The 16,715-nt window shown below is 71.5% G+C and carries 11 protein-coding genes; 4 read left to right on the forward strand and 7 right to left on the reverse strand.

The window, feature by feature from the left end; all coding sequences use genetic code 11:
* Positions 1–3: 3 nt before the first annotated feature.
* From IG04_RS0134610 to IG04_RS0134620, 3 genes are all read right to left on the reverse strand, one after another.
* Positions 4–897: a neutral zinc metallopeptidase gene (locus IG04_RS0134610; protein WP_030480956.1), complete on the reverse strand. Its 894-nt coding sequence runs from the start codon at positions 895–897 to the stop codon at positions 4–6.
* 9 nt (positions 898–906) lie between these two features.
* Positions 907–2,115 carry a neutral zinc metallopeptidase gene (locus IG04_RS0134615; RefSeq protein ID WP_245816650.1) on the reverse strand — a complete coding sequence of 403 codons (1,209 nt, stop codon included), beginning with the start codon at positions 2,113–2,115 and terminating at the stop codon, positions 907–909.
* A 112-nt stretch (positions 2,116–2,227) separates the two neighbouring features.
* Positions 2,228–3,334, reverse strand: a complete 1,107-nt coding sequence (locus IG04_RS0134620) for a neutral zinc metallopeptidase (protein ID WP_245816649.1) — start codon at positions 3,332–3,334, stop codon at positions 2,228–2,230.
* Positions 3,335–3,643: 309 nt separating this feature from the next.
* On the opposite strand from IG04_RS0134620, the gene IG04_RS0134625 reads away from it, so the two are divergent.
* The 4 genes from IG04_RS0134625 to nudC are packed head-to-tail and all read left to right on the forward strand — an operon-like array spanning position 3,644 to position 8,909.
* Positions 3,644–5,278 (forward strand): DUF2207 domain-containing protein, encoded by a 1,635-nt coding sequence (locus IG04_RS0134625; protein WP_051771277.1) that lies wholly within the window; start codon positions 3,644–3,646, stop codon positions 5,276–5,278.
* A gap of 9 nt (positions 5,279–5,287) precedes the next feature.
* Entirely contained in the window at positions 5,288–6,571 is a 1,284-nt protein-coding gene (locus IG04_RS0134630) for a M16 family metallopeptidase (protein WP_030480960.1), read from the forward strand.
* On the forward strand, positions 6,568–7,956 hold the full coding sequence (locus IG04_RS0134635) for a M16 family metallopeptidase (RefSeq protein WP_030480961.1): 1,389 nt from the start codon (positions 6,568–6,570) through the stop codon (positions 7,954–7,956). Before IG04_RS0134630 ends, IG04_RS0134635 begins: the two co-directional genes overlap by 4 nt.
* Positions 7,953–8,909 carry an NAD(+) diphosphatase gene (gene nudC / locus IG04_RS0134640; RefSeq protein ID WP_030480962.1) on the forward strand — a complete coding sequence of 319 codons (957 nt, stop codon included), beginning with the start codon at positions 7,953–7,955 and terminating at the stop codon, positions 8,907–8,909. Before IG04_RS0134635 ends, nudC begins: the two co-directional genes overlap by 4 nt.
* Here the strand turns inward: nudC and IG04_RS0134645 are convergent.
* The 4 genes from IG04_RS0134645 to IG04_RS0134660 all read right to left on the reverse strand — a co-directional run bounded on the left by IG04_RS0134645 (position 8,898) and on the right by IG04_RS0134660 (position 16,675).
* Entirely contained in the window at positions 8,898–9,908 is a 1,011-nt protein-coding gene (locus IG04_RS0134645) for a DUF2399 domain-containing protein (protein ID WP_245816662.1), read from the reverse strand. The genes nudC and IG04_RS0134645 overlap by 12 nt on opposite strands.
* Before the next feature lie 76 nt (positions 9,909–9,984).
* Positions 9,985–14,013 (reverse strand): TIGR02680 family protein, encoded by a 4,029-nt coding sequence (locus IG04_RS0134650; RefSeq protein WP_030480964.1) that lies wholly within the window; start codon positions 14,011–14,013, stop codon positions 9,985–9,987.
* Entirely contained in the window at positions 14,010–15,206 is a 1,197-nt protein-coding gene (locus IG04_RS0134655) for a TIGR02678 family protein (RefSeq protein ID WP_030480965.1), read from the reverse strand. Before IG04_RS0134655 ends, IG04_RS0134650 begins: the two co-directional genes overlap by 4 nt.
* A complete protein-coding gene (locus tag IG04_RS0134660; RefSeq protein WP_030480966.1) occupies positions 15,203–16,675 on the reverse strand; it encodes a DUF2397 domain-containing protein in 1,473 nt (490 codons plus the stop codon). Before IG04_RS0134660 ends, IG04_RS0134655 begins: the two co-directional genes overlap by 4 nt.
* Positions 16,676–16,715 lie beyond the last annotated feature (40 nt).

Consider the following 16,715-nt stretch of genomic DNA (forward strand, 5'->3'; position numbering starts at 1 on the left):
GAGTTAGCCGACCTGGGCCGCGGAGGCCGCGAAGGTGTTGCAGGCGTCCGTCGAGTTCGCCTTGAAGCCCGCGGCCGCCCACTGCGCCTGGTTCTTGGCGGAACCGTGCGCGTTGTTCTCGGGCTTCTCCTCGATCGCGAACTGGAAGTCCTCCTGCGCCTGCCGCGCGAGGCCCGCCGTCAGCGAACCGCGCCCGGCCGCCGAGCTCAGGAACATGCCCGCGAAGCAGTTCGCCTGCAGTTCGATCCGCCGCGACATCTCCAGGCCCGCCGGGGTCTTCTCGCCCGCATCGGTGATCTTCAGGTCCGCTGCCCGCAGCAGGCCCGTCAGCGCCTGGACGTGGTGTCCGTACTCGTGCGACAGCGTGGCCAGGTGCGTCGCTGGGGCGTCGCCGCCGCCGTTGTCGCGCAGGCGGGCCGTCGGCATGTAGATGGTGCGGTTGCGGCCGCAGTAGTAGGCCACCGCGTGATCCGACTCCGGGGCTTGGCCGCACGGGCCGTCCTTCAGGACCGGCGACGCGTCCAGCTCCGGCTTGTCGAACGGCAGGTTCGCCGCCTTCAGCAGCGGGCCCCAGGCGGTGTCCAGGCACTCGACGCCGGCCGCGTAGTAGGCCGCCAGCTGGCCGTCCGAGGTGCCGAACTGCGGCAACGCGCAGGTCACCGGGCTCAGCGAGGCCGGCTTCACCAGCAACGGGTGGTCGGCCAGGCGGAAGACCGCCCGCGGCCGGATCGGCGTCGACGGCTCCGTCGGGGGAGTCGCCGCCGGGCGTGAACCGGCCAGGGCGTGGCCGGCGACCACTCTGGGACGGCTCAGTTGACCGATTCCGAGGACGAACGCGACCACCAGCACGAACACTCCCGCGAACAGGACCGGGTTGTTCTTGGCCGGTTGGGTCACGTTCTCCCCCTAAGAGACGGCGCCGGGGTCGGCTGCCCAGGTGTTGCAGTCGGACGCCTTGTTCGACTTGTAACCGCGGTCGACCCAGGTCGCGTTGTTCTGCGGGGTGCCGTGGTCCTTCGTCGGGTAGATGTCGTAGTCGCCCCGGCTGCCCGCGTCGGTCAGGGCCACCCGGATCACCTCGATCGGAATCGCTCCGTGCGACAACGGGGCCAGCGACATGCCTCCGAAGCAGGTCGCCTGCAGCTCCATCCGGCGGTTCAGGTCGAGGCCCTTCGGAGTATCCCACCCACCCGCGTCGTACTGCGCGCGGTCCGAGGCTTTGAGCATTCCGGTCAGCCACTGGATGTGGTGGCCGTACTCGTGGGCGAGCTGGCCCAGGTACTTGCCGGGGTGGTTCGGGTTGCTCGGGTTGCGTTCGGCGGCGTAGGCGTTCGCCGTCCAGTAGATGCCGCCCTGGCAGTACCGCGCCGTCTGGTCCGGGCGGACCGTGCCGCACGGGTACTGCGCGGTCTCGGTGATGACGTGCAGCTCGACCGGCTGGTACGGCAGGTTCGCGGCGTTCAGCGCCGGCTTCCACATGCTCTCGATGCACGGCAGCGCGGCGCGCAGGAAGCGGTCCTGGCCGGCCGGGGAGTAGTCCATCGCCGGCAGTGCGCAGCCGGAGAGCTTGTTCGCGCCGAAGCCCGGCTTGAGGAACGGGTGGTCCGCCAGCGCGTAGACGGCCTTCGGGCCCGCCGGGGTCGCCGGGGCGGACGGGGTGCGCGACGCCGACGCGCGCGGTGCGCTGCTCGTCGTCGCCGGGGCGTCGGTCGTGGTCGGGAGGGTGAACGTCGGGCTGTACGTCGTGTAGTTCGAGTAGCCCGCGTCCTCCACCTTCTTGTTCAGGGTCGCCGCGAAGACACCGACCGCGCCGAGGCCGAGGACCACGACACCGCCCAGGATCAGGGCGATCATCGGGCCGTTGCTCCTGCGGCGCGGTGGCATCGGCGGGTACGGGCCGTAGCCGGGAGGCGGGCCCCACGACTGCTGCGGCGGCGGCATGACCTGGCCATGAGGCGGCGGCGGGCCGTAGTAGCCGGGCGGCGGGCCCTGCGGCGGGCCGTACGGAGGCGGTGGGCCCTGTGGCGGACGCTGCCCGAGCGGCGCGGGCATCGGTGGCGGGCCGACCGGGCGAGGCGGCGGCGGCCAGTTGCCCGGTGGCGGTGGTTGCGTCATCGCCTGAGGTCCCCCCAATGGTCATCCTGGGTCGGGTACGAGCATAGGCGGACCGGGATCACGCGTCCCCCGACCGTCCACCTCCTTGAGACGCACGGGCCGGGGGATCGGTTCACGAGACGTCCCCGGAGCTCGCCGCCCAGGTGTTGCACGCGTTGATCTTGTTCTGCTTGTGGCCGTGCATCACCCAGCGGTCGTTGTTCGGCGCGCTGCCGTGGTCCGGCCTGCGGTTGTAGTCACCGCGCTTGCCCGCGTCGCTCAACCCGGTGTTCACGACCTCCATCGGCACGACGTTCTTGTGCGAGAACGGCGCGAGCGTCATGCCGCCGAGGCAGGTGGCCTGTAGTTCAAGCCTGCGGTTGAGCTCCAGGCCCTTCGGGGTGTCGAAACCGCCGACGTCGTACTGGGCCTGGTCGGCGGCGCGCAGCATGCCGGTCAGCCACTGGACGTGGTGGCCGTACTCGTGGCTGAGCTGGCCGAGGTAGACGCCGGGGTGCCGGACCGTCGTGCCGCCCTCGTTCGCGTAGTAGTTGCCGGGCCAGTAGATGACGCCGCGGCAGAACATCGCCGTCGTGTTGTTCTGCCGCGAACCGCACGGCGTCTGCGTGGTGCCGGTGAACACCTGCAGCTCGGCCGGCTGGTACGGCAGGTTGGCGGCCTTGAGCGCCGGCTGCCACGCCTTCTCGATGCACGGCAGCGCGGCTTCGAGGAACCGCTTCTCGCCCGCGGGGCTGTATTCCATCCGCGGCAACGGGCACGAGTCGAAGTCGTTCGCGCCGATGTTGGTGCTGAAGATCGGGTGGTCGGCGAGCTTGTAGACCGCCTTCGGGCCTACCGGGGTCTGCTGCGTGCTCGGCGTGCGGGTCGACGAGGTGCGCGTGGACGTCGTCGTGGTGGTCGTTGTCGTCGTCGTAGCCGACGTGAAGGTCGGGCTGTAGGTCGTGTAGTTCGAGTAGCCCGTGTCCTTCACCTTGTTGTTCAGCGTCGCCGAGAAGATGCCGATCGCGCCCAGGCCGAGGATCACGACGCCGCCGAGGACGAGCGCCAGGACCGGGCCGCTGTTGCTCCTGCGGGGCGGCGTCATCGGGTAGGGCGGTGGTGCGAACGCGCCGGGGTGCGGGTGGTGGCCCCACGTCGGTTGCGGTGGAGGCATCACCGGACGCGGCGGTGGCAGTGGCATGCGGCCGGGCGGCGGGCCGTACGGAGGAGGCGAGCCCATGGGTGGGCCGTAAGGAGGAGGCGGCCCCATCGGCGGTGGCGGGCCTGCCGGTGGGCGGCCTCCCGGCGGAGGCCCCATCGGAGGCGGCGGTCCCATCGGCGGACGCGCGCCGGGCGGAGGCCCCTGACCGGGGCGGGGAGGCATCGGCGGGCCGTAGGGCGGTGCGGCGGGCACAGGCGGCGGGCCCACCGGGCGTGGCGGTGGCCGATTGCCTGGCGACGGTGGTTGTGTCATCGCCGAAGATCCCCCAGATGGCGTCTGTTCGAAAGTCCGCCGGAGCATATGAGGACTCCGCTATTGTCCGCAGCCGTGTTGAAGAACTGGGGTGCGGCGATCTTCGTCGCCGTCGCGTTGACGTCCGTCACGTCTTTCGGGACGGCGGCCGGCGCGCACGCGCAGCCGCTTCCCGGCACCGTCAGCACCGAGGTGCGGATGAAGCTGGAGCGCGACGCCCGGCTCTCCGTCACCGAGACCGTTCAGGTGCCCGACGGCAAGATCGTCAAGCGGACCGTCCCCTTGCGACTCGCGGCCGGTAACGATCTGGAGCGCCAGTACCAGGTCACCGACGCCAAGGTCGAGGGCAAGGGCAGCACCTCCACCGACGACGACAGCTTCTCCGTCACCCTCGAGGGCGGACAGTCCACGCTGACCTACACGGTCGTCGGCGCCGTCGCCCCCGTCGGTGACGCGCTGGAGGTCCGCTGGCAGGTCGCGGGCGGCTGGGACACCGAGCTGGACAAGGTCGCCGTCTCCTTCTCCGCACCCGACTCACCGACGTCGGTCAACTGCCTCGCGGGCCCGGTCGGCTCGTCGCAGCCGTGCACGAGCGCGGACCTCGCGGACGGCAAGGGCGTGCGCGCGCAGGAGATCAAGCTTGGCGCCGGCGAACGCGTCGACGTCGCGATCGGACTGTCCGCCGGGGTCGTGCCCCCGAACGCCGTCGTGGTCGAGCAGTCCGGTCTCGCGGCCGCGTTCGCGCTCACGCCGGCCAGCGGTGCCGCGCTCGGCGGGCTGCTGGTGTTGCTGCTCGGCGGTGTCGCGCTGCTCTGGTACCTGCGCGGCCGGGACGCGGCGGCGCTCGCGAGCGAGGTCGGCGCGGTCTCCGTGCTGGTCCGCGACCAGGACAACCGGGTCGCCTTCGCCTCTCCGGACGGCGTGCTGCCCGGTCAGGTCGGCACCGTCGTCGACGAGCACGTGGACGTCGTCGACGTGACCGCCACGGTCATCGACCTCGCCGTGCGCAACTACCTCTGGATCACGGAGACCGACGGCCACGACTGGCAGATCGTGCGCCGCAACCCGGTGGACGACTCGTTGTCCGGCTACGAGAAGGCGGTCTGCGAGGCACTGCTGCCCCAGGGCGCGGACGCGGTGAGCGTGTCCGCGCTGCGCGGCCGGCAGATCGACCTCGCGACCGTGCGCGACCGCCTCTACTCCGACGTCGTGGAGAAGCGCTGGTTCGTGCGCCGCCCGGACGCCGAGCGGAACCTGTTCTGGTGGGCCGGAATCGTGGTCGCGGTGCTCGGCGTGGCCGCCACGGTCGTGCTGGCGCTGACGATCGGCAACGCGCTGTTCGGGCTCGTCGTCGCGGCCGGCGGTGTCGCGCTGGCGTTCGGCGCGCGGTCGATGCCCGCCCGCACCAAGCGCGGCAGCGAGTTGCTGGAGCACGTCCGCGGCCTGCGCGGCTACCTCGCCGGGGTGACGCCGGAGGACGTCCCCGAGGCCGACCGCGAGCTCGTGTTCTCCCGGTCGCTGCCGTACGCGGTGGTGCTCGGCGAGACCGACCGCTGGATCGGCACGTTCGGTCAGCAGGACCTCTACTGGTACGGCAACTCGGGAACCGGCTCGGACTTCCGGCGCAGCTTCCCGGCGTTCCTGGGGGCTCTCGACGGCGTCCTCGCCCAGGCGGGCCACCTGCGATCGCTCCGGACGCCGAACCCGTAGTCTTGCGCCATGGCCTCACCCGAACTGCACAGGTTCACGTTGCCCAACGGCCTGCGGGTGGTGCTCGCCCCCGACGCCGGCGCACCGGTCGTCGGCGTCAGCGTGCACTACGACGTCGGCTTCCGTTCCGAGCCGGAGGGGCGCACCGGGTTCGCGCACCTGTTCGAGCACCTGATGTTCCAGGGCAGCGAGAGCCTGGAGAAGCTCGCCCACTTCCGGCACGTGCAGTCGTCGGGCGGCACGTTCAACGGGTCCACGCACCCCGACTACACCGACTACTACCAGGTGCTGCCGTCCGCGGCCCTGGAGCGGGCGTTGTTCCTCGAAGCGGACCGCATGCGCGCGCCCAAGCTCACCGAGGAGAACCTCCGCAACCAGATCGACGTGGTGAAGGAGGAGATCCGGCTCAACGTGCTGAACCGCCCGTACGGCGGGTTCCCCTGGATCCTCCTGCCCGCTGTGCTGTTCAACACGTTCGCCAACGCGCACAACGGTTACGGCGACTTCGTCGACCTGGAGAGCGCGACGGTCGACAACTGCGCGGAGTTCTTCGACACCTACTACAGCCCGGCGAACGCAGTGCTGACGGTGGCGGGCGACCTCGACGTCGAGACCACGAAGACGTTGGTGGAGAAGCACTTCGGTGACGTGCCCGCGCGGCCGCGCCCGGAGCGCCCCTCGTTCGCCGAGCCCGCCCCGCAGGGCGAGGTGCGGCACGAGCACGGCGACGCGCTGGCGCCGCTGCCCGCGATCGCGATCGGCTACCGCGTGCCCGACCCGGTCACCGACATCGACGGCTACCTCTCGTACCTCGTCCTCGCCGGTGTGCTGGCGGACGGCGACGGCTCGCGCCTGCAGCAGCGCCTGGTGCACCAAGAGGGCATCGTGATCGACCTGAACGCGGGCTGCGGCCTGTTCGGCCCGCTCGAGGCCCGCGACCCGGACACGTTCAGCATCACCGCGATCCACGCCGCCGAGGTCTCCGCCGACCAGGTGGTCGCGGCCATCGACGAGGAACTGCAGAAGCTCGCGCAGGAGCCGCCGTCGGCCGAGGAGCTCGCGAAGGTCACCGCCCGCTGGGCGTCGACCATGCACAAGGAGCACGACCGGCTCACGAACCGCACGCTGGGCCTCGGCTCGGCGGAACTGCTGTTCGGCCGTGCCGAGCTGATCTACGAACTCCCCCGTCGGATCGCCTCGGTGACCGTCGACGAGGTGTCGGCCGCGGCCAAGGCGCTGCGTCCCGACTCCCGCGCCCTTCTCTTCGTCAAGCCCACCGGAGGAGCTCAGTGACCGCCGCCAAGACCCATCGCTCGGCAGACGAGATCGGCCGTACCGAGGCCGGTCCCCGTCCGCTGCCGGAGCTGGGATCGCAGAAGGTGGCCGCCGAGCTGTCCACTGTGGACACCACGCTGCCGAACGGCCTGCGCGTCATCGCCGTGCGCCGCGCCACGGTGCCGATGGTCGAGGTGCGGCTGCGCGTCCCGTTCGCGGACCCGGCCGGCAGCAGCGTCGGCTCCCAGCACGCCGCGGTGGCCGAGATCCTCGCGAACACCGTGCTGACGGGCACCGAGAAGCGTTCGCGCGTGCAGATCGACACCGAACTGGCGCTGGTCGGCGGCGAGCTCGACGCCATGGTCGACCCGGAGCGCCTGAGCTTCACCGGCAACGCCCTGGCCTCGGGCCTCGGCACGGTGCTGGAGGTGCTGGCCGACGTCCTGACCGGCGCCTCCTACCCGGCCGAGGAACTGGAGCGCGAGGGCGCCCGCCTGGTCGAGCGCATCACGATCGCCCGCTCGCAGCCGAGTGTCATCGCGCGCGAGGCGTTGCAGAAGGTCCTGTACGGCGATCACCCGTACGCGAAGGAGATGCCGGAGGCCGACGAGGTCGCCGCCGTCACCCGCGACGCCGTGGTGGCGTTGCACGGCAAGGCCTTGCTGCCGCGCGGCTCGGTCATCGTCGTCGTCGGCGACGTCGAGCCGGCCGACGCCGTGGCCCAGATCGGCGAGGCGCTGGGGGCGTGGCAGGGCGACGGCGAGGCCGTCCAGTTGCCGCCGCTGCCGACGGTGTCCGGTGGTGACCTGGTGCTCGTGCACCGCGCCGGTGCCGTGCAGTCGCAGATCCGCCTTGCGGCGCAGGCGATCCCGCGCACCGACGAGCGTTACCCGGCGCTGCAGCTCGCGAACCTGGTCTACGGCGGGTTCTTCTCGTCGCGCCTGGTCGAGAACATCCGCGAGGACAAGGGCTACACCTACAGCGCCCGGTCGCACCCCGAGTTCACCGTGCACGGCGCGACGTTGCTGATCGACGCCGACACGGCCTCGGACGTGACGGCGGCGGCGCTGCTGGAGACCCGTTACGAACTGGCGCGCCTCGGCCTCGTGCCGCCGTCGGAGTCCGAAGTGGACACCGCGCGCAGCTACGCCGTCGGCACGCTGCTCACCAGCACGTCCTCGCAGGGCGGCCTGGCGTCGTTCCTGGTGAACCTCGTCGCACTCGGTCTCGGCCTCGACTGGCTCGTGGCGCACCCGCAGCGCCTCGCGGCCGTCACGCCGGAGCAGGTGGCCGCGGCCGCGCTGGAGTTCTTCGCTCCCGGCAACTTCACCGGCGTGCTCGTCGGTGACGCCGAGACGCTCAAGCCGAAGCTGGCCGTGTTGGGCGGGGTCTCGTTCCAGTGAGTTTCGAACTGGTCGGTCTGCCCGCGCTGTCGCGGTTCGCGGTCGACCGGGGTGAGCCGTTGCGCGGCGACGAGGAGAAGCTCGCCGCGCTCTGGCCCAAGGCCCGGATGATCGTCGTGGACACGCGCGGCCGCACACTGGTCGCCGATCGCGGCACACGGCTGGCCGACTGGCCGGCCCTGGAGTTCGGTGACCAGCCGCCCGTGAACGCCGTCCTGCTCGGTGAGCAGGACGGCGTGGCCTGGTTCGCCGTGCTGATGCCCGCCGAGGACGACGAGCCCGTGCCGGCCGGCCGTGCCTGGGGCCTGCCGGAGCTCACGGACGACCCGCAGTGGCTCGACCTGCGGCAGGCCGGCGCGACGCTCGACGACATGTCGGCCGGGCTGTTCACCACGGCCGCCGCGTTGTTCCAGTGGCACCGGCTCGGCAAGTACTGCGCCAAGTGCGGTGCCAGGACGGTGCTGGAGAAGTCCGGCTGGACGTCGGTCTGTTCCGGCTGCGAGCGGGAGGAGTACCCGCGCACCGACTCGGCGGTGATCTGCCTCGTCCACGACGGCGCCGACCAGGTCCTCGTCGCTCGCGGACCGGAATGGCCGGAGGGCCGGTTCTCCGTGCTGGCCGGGTTCGTCGAGGCCGGCGAGTCGCTGGAAGGCTGTGTGGCGCGGGAGATCGCCGAGGAGGTCGGCATCTCGGTGCGCGACATCCGATACCTCGGGTCCCAGCCCTGGCCGTTCCCGCGGTCGTTGATGATCGGGTTCGAGGCCGTGGCCGATCCCGCAGAGCCGTTGCGGCTCGCCGAGGGCGAGATCGCCGAGGCCAAGTGGGTGTTGCGGGCCGACGTCCGCAAGGCGATCGAGGAGCCGGGCAGCGTTCCCGGACTCGGCCTCGCCGGTGGCGCGTCGATCGCGTTCCGCATGTTGCAGAGCTGGTCGGGGGCCGCTTCAGAGGAGTGACGGCAGCACGTGCTCCTCGGTGACCATCAGGCCCGTGGTCGCCATCGTGCCGGCCAGGTCGGGGTCCCAGCTCGCGGTTTCCGGCCTGCTGTTCAGGGTGGGCAGTTCCACTCCCCGCGCGATCAGCGTGGCGACGGCCTCGCGGTAGTCGGCTGCCGACATCCGCCACGGGGTGCCGCCGGTCCAGGCGAGGACCTCGTTGGCGACACGGATGCCGTCGGGCGTGAAGTCGTGGTGGCACCGGACGGTCCTGCCGTCGAGGTGGTGCTTCGCCTGCGGCGTAAGGCCGTCCGGGAGCACCACCAACGGGCCGGGCACACCGGCTTCGAGCAGGCGCGGCGACCGGACGACGGTGACCGCCTCCGCGTCGAGGGTGTCGTTGAGCGTCAGGTAGCCCTGCGAAGTGAGGACGGGACTGCTGTAGGCGTCGGGCAGGACGCCGGCGCGTTCCCAGTCGGTACCGGCCAGCCGCAGGGCCTTGCCGACGATGCGGGCCAACGGGCGGCCGTCGTCCAAGTCGTTGCCCGCCAAGGCGAACCGCGTGGTCCATCGGCGCGGTTCGGGACTGAGCTTCGCGAGGATCGCCGCGGCCTGGTTCGCGATCATGGGCAACGCGGGCTGCGGGATCTTGCCGTACCTGCGGACGTGCTCGATCCACTCGGCGGCCCACGGACGCGACAGCAGTCCGTGCTCGCGCAACGCGAACTTGAGGACGGCGTCCGCGGTCGTCGACTCCTCCGCCGCCGACATGCCGACTGGCTTGCCGTGCACCGATTCCAGGACTTCGGGCAGCGAGCTTCCGTGCGCGCGGACGTGTTCGTCCAGGCGTGCCAGCGAGATCTGCCGGCGGGCCGGGTGGGCGATCGGCTTGCGCAGGAGTTCACCCAGGACGGTGGCGGTCCTCGCGTCCTCGACGCGGAAGCTGAACGCCGACCGGCCGCCGCCCTCCATCGTCTCGCGCGCGAGACGCCAGAACTCCGCGAGCTCGGGCTGGTCCATGTTCACGGCACCACCCTAGTTTCCCGATTCGCCGTGCACCGATGCGGTTCTCCCCGCTGGACACCGAGGTGCCCTTCTAGGGATCGACCCGGTCGAGGGCCGCGCCGTCCCACGTGGTCTGCGTGCACGCGACGCCCCGGCCGTTCTTGGGGCGCAGCACGTCGAAGATGTGCATGCGCGGGATCTTGTCCGACACGCCCCAGCCGCTCGGCCAGGTGATCACCCAGTCCATGTCGAGGTCGACCAGCAGGCCCAGCATGCGCGCGATGGTGGGGTCGTCGAGGCGTTCGAAGGCCTCGTCGAGCAGCACCAGGCGCAGCGGATCGAACTCGTCGCTGACCGCGTCGTAGAAGCTCGCGGCGGCCGCGAACAGCGTCACGTACGAGATCAGGCGGGTCTCGCCGGACGAGAGCTGCCGGAGGCGCCGTTCGCGCGGGCTGCCGTCCGGGCCGGTGTCGGCGACGGTCACGGTGAACTGGTGCCACGTGCGGTAGTCGAGGGCGCGCGACAGGATCTCGGCGTAGCCGCCGGTGTGCGTGTCGCGCTCGTTCTCGATGCGTTCGGTGAAGACGCGGCGCAGCGTGGCGTCCTGCTCGGGCGTGCGTTCGCCGAACGGCAGCCGCACCAGCGCAAGCGCTTGCCGCGTCGCGTCGTCGAGGGCACTGGACGACTTCCAGGCCAGCTTGACGTGCACGCCCTGGCTGGACCGGGCCTGGCCGAGCACCTCGTTCATGCGCTTGGTCAGGTCCTCGGCGACGGTGATCTGGTTGCGCAGCCACTCGGCCAGGTCGCGGATCAGGTAGTCGGCGAAGATGCCCTGGTACCGCTCGTCGAGGAACCCGCGCTGCTCGGCCAGCTTCGTGGTGACCTGGCGGGCGGCGACGGCGACGGGCTTCGCGCCCTCCTCGCCGGTCACGGTGACCGTGAGCAGGCCCGCGTGTTGTTCGGCGGCGATGTCGTGGCTGCCGGCCAGTGACGTCTGCAACGCCTGCAGCTTCGCGATCACGGTCGCCTCGGTGCCGCCACGCCGGTCCGGGGTCTCGGCGATGGCCTGGCGCACCAGGGCTTCCTCGGGTACCTCGGGGAAGGCGGCGGCCAGCAGACCGGGGGCACGGACGGTCGCCCGGAAGTTCCCCGCGGCCCGTTCCAGTGCTTCGGAGGCGTCGGCGACCTGCGTGGAGTTGTTCTCCAGTAACGCTTCCAGCTTCGCGGCCTGCTCGCGCGCGGTCGTGATGCCCTCGCGTACGCCCTTGAGGTCCGTGCGCATCTTCTTGCGCGACCTCTCCAGCTGCGTGAGCTGCTCGCTGATCTCCTTGGCCTCACCGCCGACCGCGTCGGTCAGCTCGGCGAGCGTCCCGGCCTGGGCCGCGTGGTCGACGCAACGGCTGTCGGCGTCGGCCTCCGCGGTCTGCCGGTCGGCGACGGCCTCGTGGTAGCGGTGCGAGGCGTCGGTGAGGTCGGAGATCGTGCCCTGGCAACGCCTTTTCACCGCGTCACCGAGCAGGTCCGCGGTCCGCTGGGCCTCCGCAGCCGCGGCCTGTGCCTGGCGCAGCGCCTCGGTGCCGGACGACAGGTCGGCGTCGCCCGCCTGCCGGGTCAGCTCGCCCCGTGCCGCTTCGAGCCGGGAGTTGGCGTTCTCCAAGGCTTCCCGCAGCTCGAACGTGCGCTGCTGGGCCCGTGCGGCCGACTCCTCGGCGGCCTGGACGCGGCTGTGCTTCGCGATCAGCTCGCCGTCGCCGGGGAACGCCGCGAGGTGCGCCTCCCAGGTGGCGACGTGCTCGTGGGCGCGGGCCAGTTCGTCCTCGGCGGTGCCGAGCCGGTCGCGCAGGTCGGCGAGTTCCTCTTCCAGGGCGGCGATTCGACGGCCGCGGGCGGCCTCCCGCGCGCCCGCGCCGATGAACTCGGCCTCGGGCTTGGTCCAGCGGCCCGTCAGCACGCCCGTGCGCCAGTCGCCGGTGGTGGTCATGTCGTCCAGCGACACCGCTTTGAGCAGGTCGGCGACGAAGGTCTCCGGTACCGGCGAGCCCTCGACGGCCGGCACGAGGTAGTCGGCCAGGGAACGGCCGTCGACGGCGGGCCTCGGAACGGCCAGGACGTCGCTCAGGTCGGCGTCGGCCGGGGTCACCCAGGCGTCCAGCAGGCCACTCGCCTGCAACGCCGCCTCCAGCCCGGCCCGTTCGTCGTCGGTCAGCGTCGGCACGAAGTCGACCAGCCGGTAGAAGGGCGCTCCAGCAGCGGAATCACGGTCCGCCGAGGTGTACTGGCCGGGCACCGGCACGCGCTCGTCGCCCGAACGCAGGCCGACGAGCTCCTCGTCGAGCGTGTCGAGCCTCGCCCGCAGGCCGGCGCGCTGCTGGGTGAACGCGTGCGCGGCGTCACGAGCCGTCTGCACGAGCGGTGCCGCCCATTCGCGGGCCGTCGTGCTCAGCGTCCTCGCGGCGGCCGGATCGGCGGTCTGCGGCAGCTTCAGCGCCTCGGCAGGGCGTTCGTCGAGCAACGGGCCGCTCGACGTCCACACCTCGACCTGCTCCAGCCAGGCCTGCACGACCTCGGCCAGCTCCTGCATCTCCTGGTTGCGCAACGAGGTTGCGTCGGTCGCGCCGAGCTGGGCGTCGCGGGCCTTCTGCCGCAACGACTCCACCTCGCGCTGCTGCGAGTCGAGGGCCAGTGCCTGCTCGTGCAGGGCCAGGGCGAGAGCACCCCGCTGGCGCGCAAGGGAAGCGATGCCCGAGGTCTGGTCGATCACCGACGTCAGCGCGGCCAGCACGTCCTCGGTCGCGGCGGCCGGGGGCACGCGGCGTTCGATCGGCAGCGGCCCGGCCTCGGGGTCGGGCTTGGCCCGCACCGAAGCCGTGGTCACGGTGGCCTCGGCGGCCGGGACCTGCGGCACGTCCGGCGCGAGGTCCGGGTCCATGCCCGCGAGGCGCAGGTTCTCGCGCAACGGCTCGCTCAGCGCGTCGGCGGCCTGGAGGTCCTCCGCGAGGCGTCGCAGCAGGCGCAGCACGTTGTCGACGGCCGCCTCCTCCTGGGCGCGCTGGCGGTGGGCCGTCTCGAGGGCGGCGACGGCGGACGAACGCTTCTCCGCCACCAGGTTCTCGCGCGTCTTGAGGTCCTGCAGGTCGCGGAACGCCGGCAGCTCCTTCAGCGCCGCGATGGTCTCCTCGGCCTGCTGCTCGCCGGTCTCCATGTCGGTCAGCGCCTGCTCGGCCGCCGCCCGCTCCATCCGCGTGAGGTCCAGCTCCTGCGTGAGCTTCGACTGCTCACGCTGCAGCTTCGCCACCGACTTCTCGGCGGCCTCCAGCCGTTCGGCCGCGGACCGCAGCCCGCCGAACGCGTAGTCGCTGTAGGTCTTCAGGAACGTGCCGAGCGCACTGTCCGCAGAGGACAGTCGCACGATGTTCTCGCGAATCGACTCCAGGTCGTCGAACGACGTCGCGAGCTGCTCGACCATCACCTGGTCCAGCGGCGGCAGGGCGTCGCTCAGGATCTGTTCGAGCTGGCCCTCCAGCACCTTCAGGCCGACGTCCGGGTTGCGCAGCGTCCGCTGCAGGTGCAGCAGGTCGCCGTACCGCGCCGCCGGCACGCCGTAGACGGTCTCGGCGATCTTCGCCCGGAACGCCGGCTCCTCGAACATGCAGTCCGCGCCGATGAGATCCCGCAGCTGCGCCGGGCCGTGCGGCACGCGCTCGGCGCCCGCGAGCTGCAGTTCCGTGCCGACGCGCATCGGCGTGACGAAGCGCCACGAGTCCGTGATCGCCTGCGAGGTCTTCGACGCCTTCACGCCCAGGCCGCACGTCAGGTACTCGTTGCCGCTGTGGTCGGCCGCCTCGCGGATCAGCTCGACCCACGTGTAGCCGATGCGGTTCGGTCCGCCGTCGTAGTCGTCCAGCATGAGGCGCCGGAGGCTGACGGTGTCGAAGCCCTTGGAGCCGACCTGGCGCAGGTCGCCGTCCAGGCACAGCGGGAGCAGCAGCTCCAGCGTGCGGGACTTGCCGGACCCGTTGGTGCCCTGGAAGATCGCGCGGCCACCGGAGAAGTCGAACGTCTGCTCGGTGTACTGCCAGATGTTGACCACGCCGCCGCGGTGCAGCCGCCACCTGCTCATGAAACGTTCTCCTCGTCGAACAGGGACCAGCTCGGTACTTCGGGCACCACAACGGGTTCCGGTTGTTGTTCTCGTTCCGGGTCACCGTCGGGGGACGGCAGCCAGCGGTGCGCGGCCGCGCTGATCGACCACGCGCCATTCTCTTCCTGGGCGGCCAGACCCATGCGGCGCAACAGCTCCGTCACCTCGGCGACCAGCCGGTCGAGGTCGTCGGTGAACTGCTTCGACCACGCCGCGGGATAGTCCTCCACCAGGCCGGCGCAGACCTCGCGGAGGCGTTCGGCGGTGACGACGTGCCGTGCGGGCGCGTCCTCCTCCTCGCCGTCGAGCAGGTCGGGCAGGGCCAGCAGCGTGATGCGCGCGACCGTCGAGACGCCGGGGAACGACAGGTCGGTCAGGAAGTCCTCGGGGTCGGCGGCGAGCACGCCCTCGACCCGGCACTCGGTGTGCAGGCCGAAAGCCTGCTCCAGCAACGCGGTCTCCTTGCGCTGGTTGCGGCGCAGCCACTCCGCCTGCTCGGCCGGCAGGTCCGCGTAGAGCACCAGCGGTGTCTCGACCAGCTTGCGCCGCACCGCGTGTTCGATGCCGCGCGGACCGGGACGCGCCGCCAGTTCGACGAGGTGGGCCGGGCTCTGGGCCTCGCCGACCGGACCCGTCACGAGCTGGCCAAGCAGGTCGGTGTCGATCGTGATCAACGCTTCCTGGGACAGCACGTCCTGCGCGACCGAACCCTCGGTCTCGTGCAGCACGCCGAGAGACACGAGGTGGCGCAGGGCCGCGGTGAGCGCACGCCGTTCGGTGACGTCGTCCGGTGCGTCGATGCCCGCTTCCACTGCGGCGGAACGGATGTCGGCGACCAGGCGGGACAGCAGCGTCTGCCGGCCGATGCCGGTGAGCACGGCGAGCGTCAGCGCCAGGTAGGCGTACCCGCGCGGGGACATGCTGAGCACGCCACGCGTGTCGTCGTTGCCGGGGCCGGACTTGTACAGGCGCGCGAACCGGCGTTCCACGACCAGCCGGTAGCCCAGCAGCCCCGCGAACAGGTCCTGGAGGGTCGAGCGGTGCCGGTAGACGAGGCTGAGCAGCTCGCCGTCCGGGCCGTCGGTGCGCAGCAAAGGCCTGCGCAGCAACGTTCGCGCGCACCGCACCACGTTGGCGGCGTCGATGTCGGAGAGGTTGTCCAAGTGGTTCATCGCTTCAACGCCACCGTCGCGTCGTGCAGGGTGAGCGTCCCGGCGGCCGACCTGATCCGGGTCGTCGTGCCGCGGGCGATCTCCAGTTCGAGGCCGCGCACGGGGTCGCTGGCCGAGCCGCTGTCGTTCGGAGAGTCGCGCTGGGCCATCGCGAGCGTCAACAGCTCGCAGAAGACCTCCAACGCGCCGTGCGTGAGCGTCGTGTTCTCCAGGTTTCCGGCGGCCTTGGTGAGCTCCGCGACGTGCCTCGCGCGGATCTCGTCCGCCTCGCGTGCCTCCGCCAGCAGCGACTGCTCGGTCATCGGGTCGTCGAGGATCCTGGACGGCCTGCCGCGCCCGCCCCGGTCGCCTCGGGTCCTGACACTCACGGTGACGTCGCAGACCGGGCCGTCGCGCCACGGCGTCCGTTCGTTGTCCGAGTCGTGCTCGGGCGCGGGGGAGAGGTGGCGGGAGCTGTAGAGACCGAACGCGGAGGCGTAGATCTCGTGGGCTTCCTCCCTCGTCGAGGTGTCGAACCACTTCGCGAGCTTGAGCAGCTCGGCGCGGCGTCCCGGGAGGAGCCCGCCGCCGGACGTCGCGCGCTTCACGCTGGCCAGGAGGCTGCCGATGGCGCGGGCCGTGGCTTCGCGCAGAGCCGTGACCTGGCTCGGGCGGCCTGGCCGGTCGACGAACCAGTCCGTCAGCTCCTGCCAGTCCTCCGGCGTGCGGCCGCGGGCGCGTTCGACGTTGTGGCCGAGGTCGGTGCCGAGGAGCCGCAGGAGTTCGGTGCGGGCCTTCGTGAGCCCGGCCAGGGCCTCCGCGATCGGAGGCGTGTACTTCAGGACGTCCTCGACGACCCGCTGGATGTACTCGACCAGCAGGTTCCGGAAGCCCGCGATCTCCTCGGGCGCCAGATGGTTCCTTGTGACGACCTGGCCGAGGTAGGCGTAGAAGTCGCGGACCGTCGCGGCGAGTTCGGCGTGCTGCAGGAACAGCGTCGTGACGCGTTCGGCCAGCAGTTCCTTGGTCCTGTCGCCCTCGTTGAGCAGGGCGACGGACAGCGATCCGCCCAGTTCGTTGAGGCCGCGTTCGATCGCGGGGAGCAGTTCGCGGGAGACCTCGCGGGCGCCCTCCGGGACCCGCAGCAGCTCGTCGACGTCGCGCTGGACGCGGACGGCCAGCTTGGACACCTGGTAGCGCACGCTGCCGTGCTGGAACTCGGCGATGCTGGCCGCGACGACCTCACGCCGGCCCTGGACCAGGTTGCCCCACTCGACCAGCTGCTTGAGGCGGTTGATGACGTTCTCGATGCGGCTCTCGCCCTGCTCGACGCGGCCCTCGCGCTCCTGCCCGGCCAGCGCGCCCGCGACCTCGCCCGCGCTCAGGTCCGCCAGCAGCGTGGAGGTGAACAGCCGCATGATCGCCAGGTACGTGCGCTGGTGATCGCGCGCGTCCAGATAGGCGTACAGCTTCAGCCGCTTGTGCTCCACGACCGGCCACCCTAATGCGCGCGCCCGTCCGACGCGGCGC

Source organism: Lentzea albidocapillata (assembly GCF_000719115.1).
GTDB lineage: Bacteria > Actinomycetota > Actinomycetes > Mycobacteriales > Pseudonocardiaceae > Lentzea > Lentzea albidocapillata.

Excerpts from the sequence above, each read along its gene's own strand:
- IG04_RS0134620 (WP_245816649.1), bottom strand. The coding sequence starts at position 3,334 with ATGGGCTCGCCTCCTCCGTACGGCCCGCCGCCCGGCCGCATGCCACTG.
- IG04_RS0134615 (WP_245816650.1), bottom strand. The coding sequence starts at position 2,115 with ATGACGCAACCACCGCCACCGGGCAACTGGCCGCCGCCGCCTCGCCCG.
- IG04_RS0134655 (WP_030480965.1), bottom strand. The coding sequence starts at position 15,206 with ATGAACCACTTGGACAACCTCTCCGACATCGACGCCGCCAACGTGGTG.
- IG04_RS0134645 (WP_245816662.1), bottom strand. The coding sequence starts at position 9,908 with ATGGACCAGCCCGAGCTCGCGGAGTTCTGGCGTCTCGCGCGCGAGACG.
- IG04_RS0134630 (WP_030480960.1), top strand. The coding sequence starts at position 5,288 with ATGGCCTCACCCGAACTGCACAGGTTCACGTTGCCCAACGGCCTGCGG.
- IG04_RS0134650 (WP_030480964.1), bottom strand. The coding sequence starts at position 14,013 with ATGAGCAGGTGGCGGCTGCACCGCGGCGGCGTGGTCAACATCTGGCAG.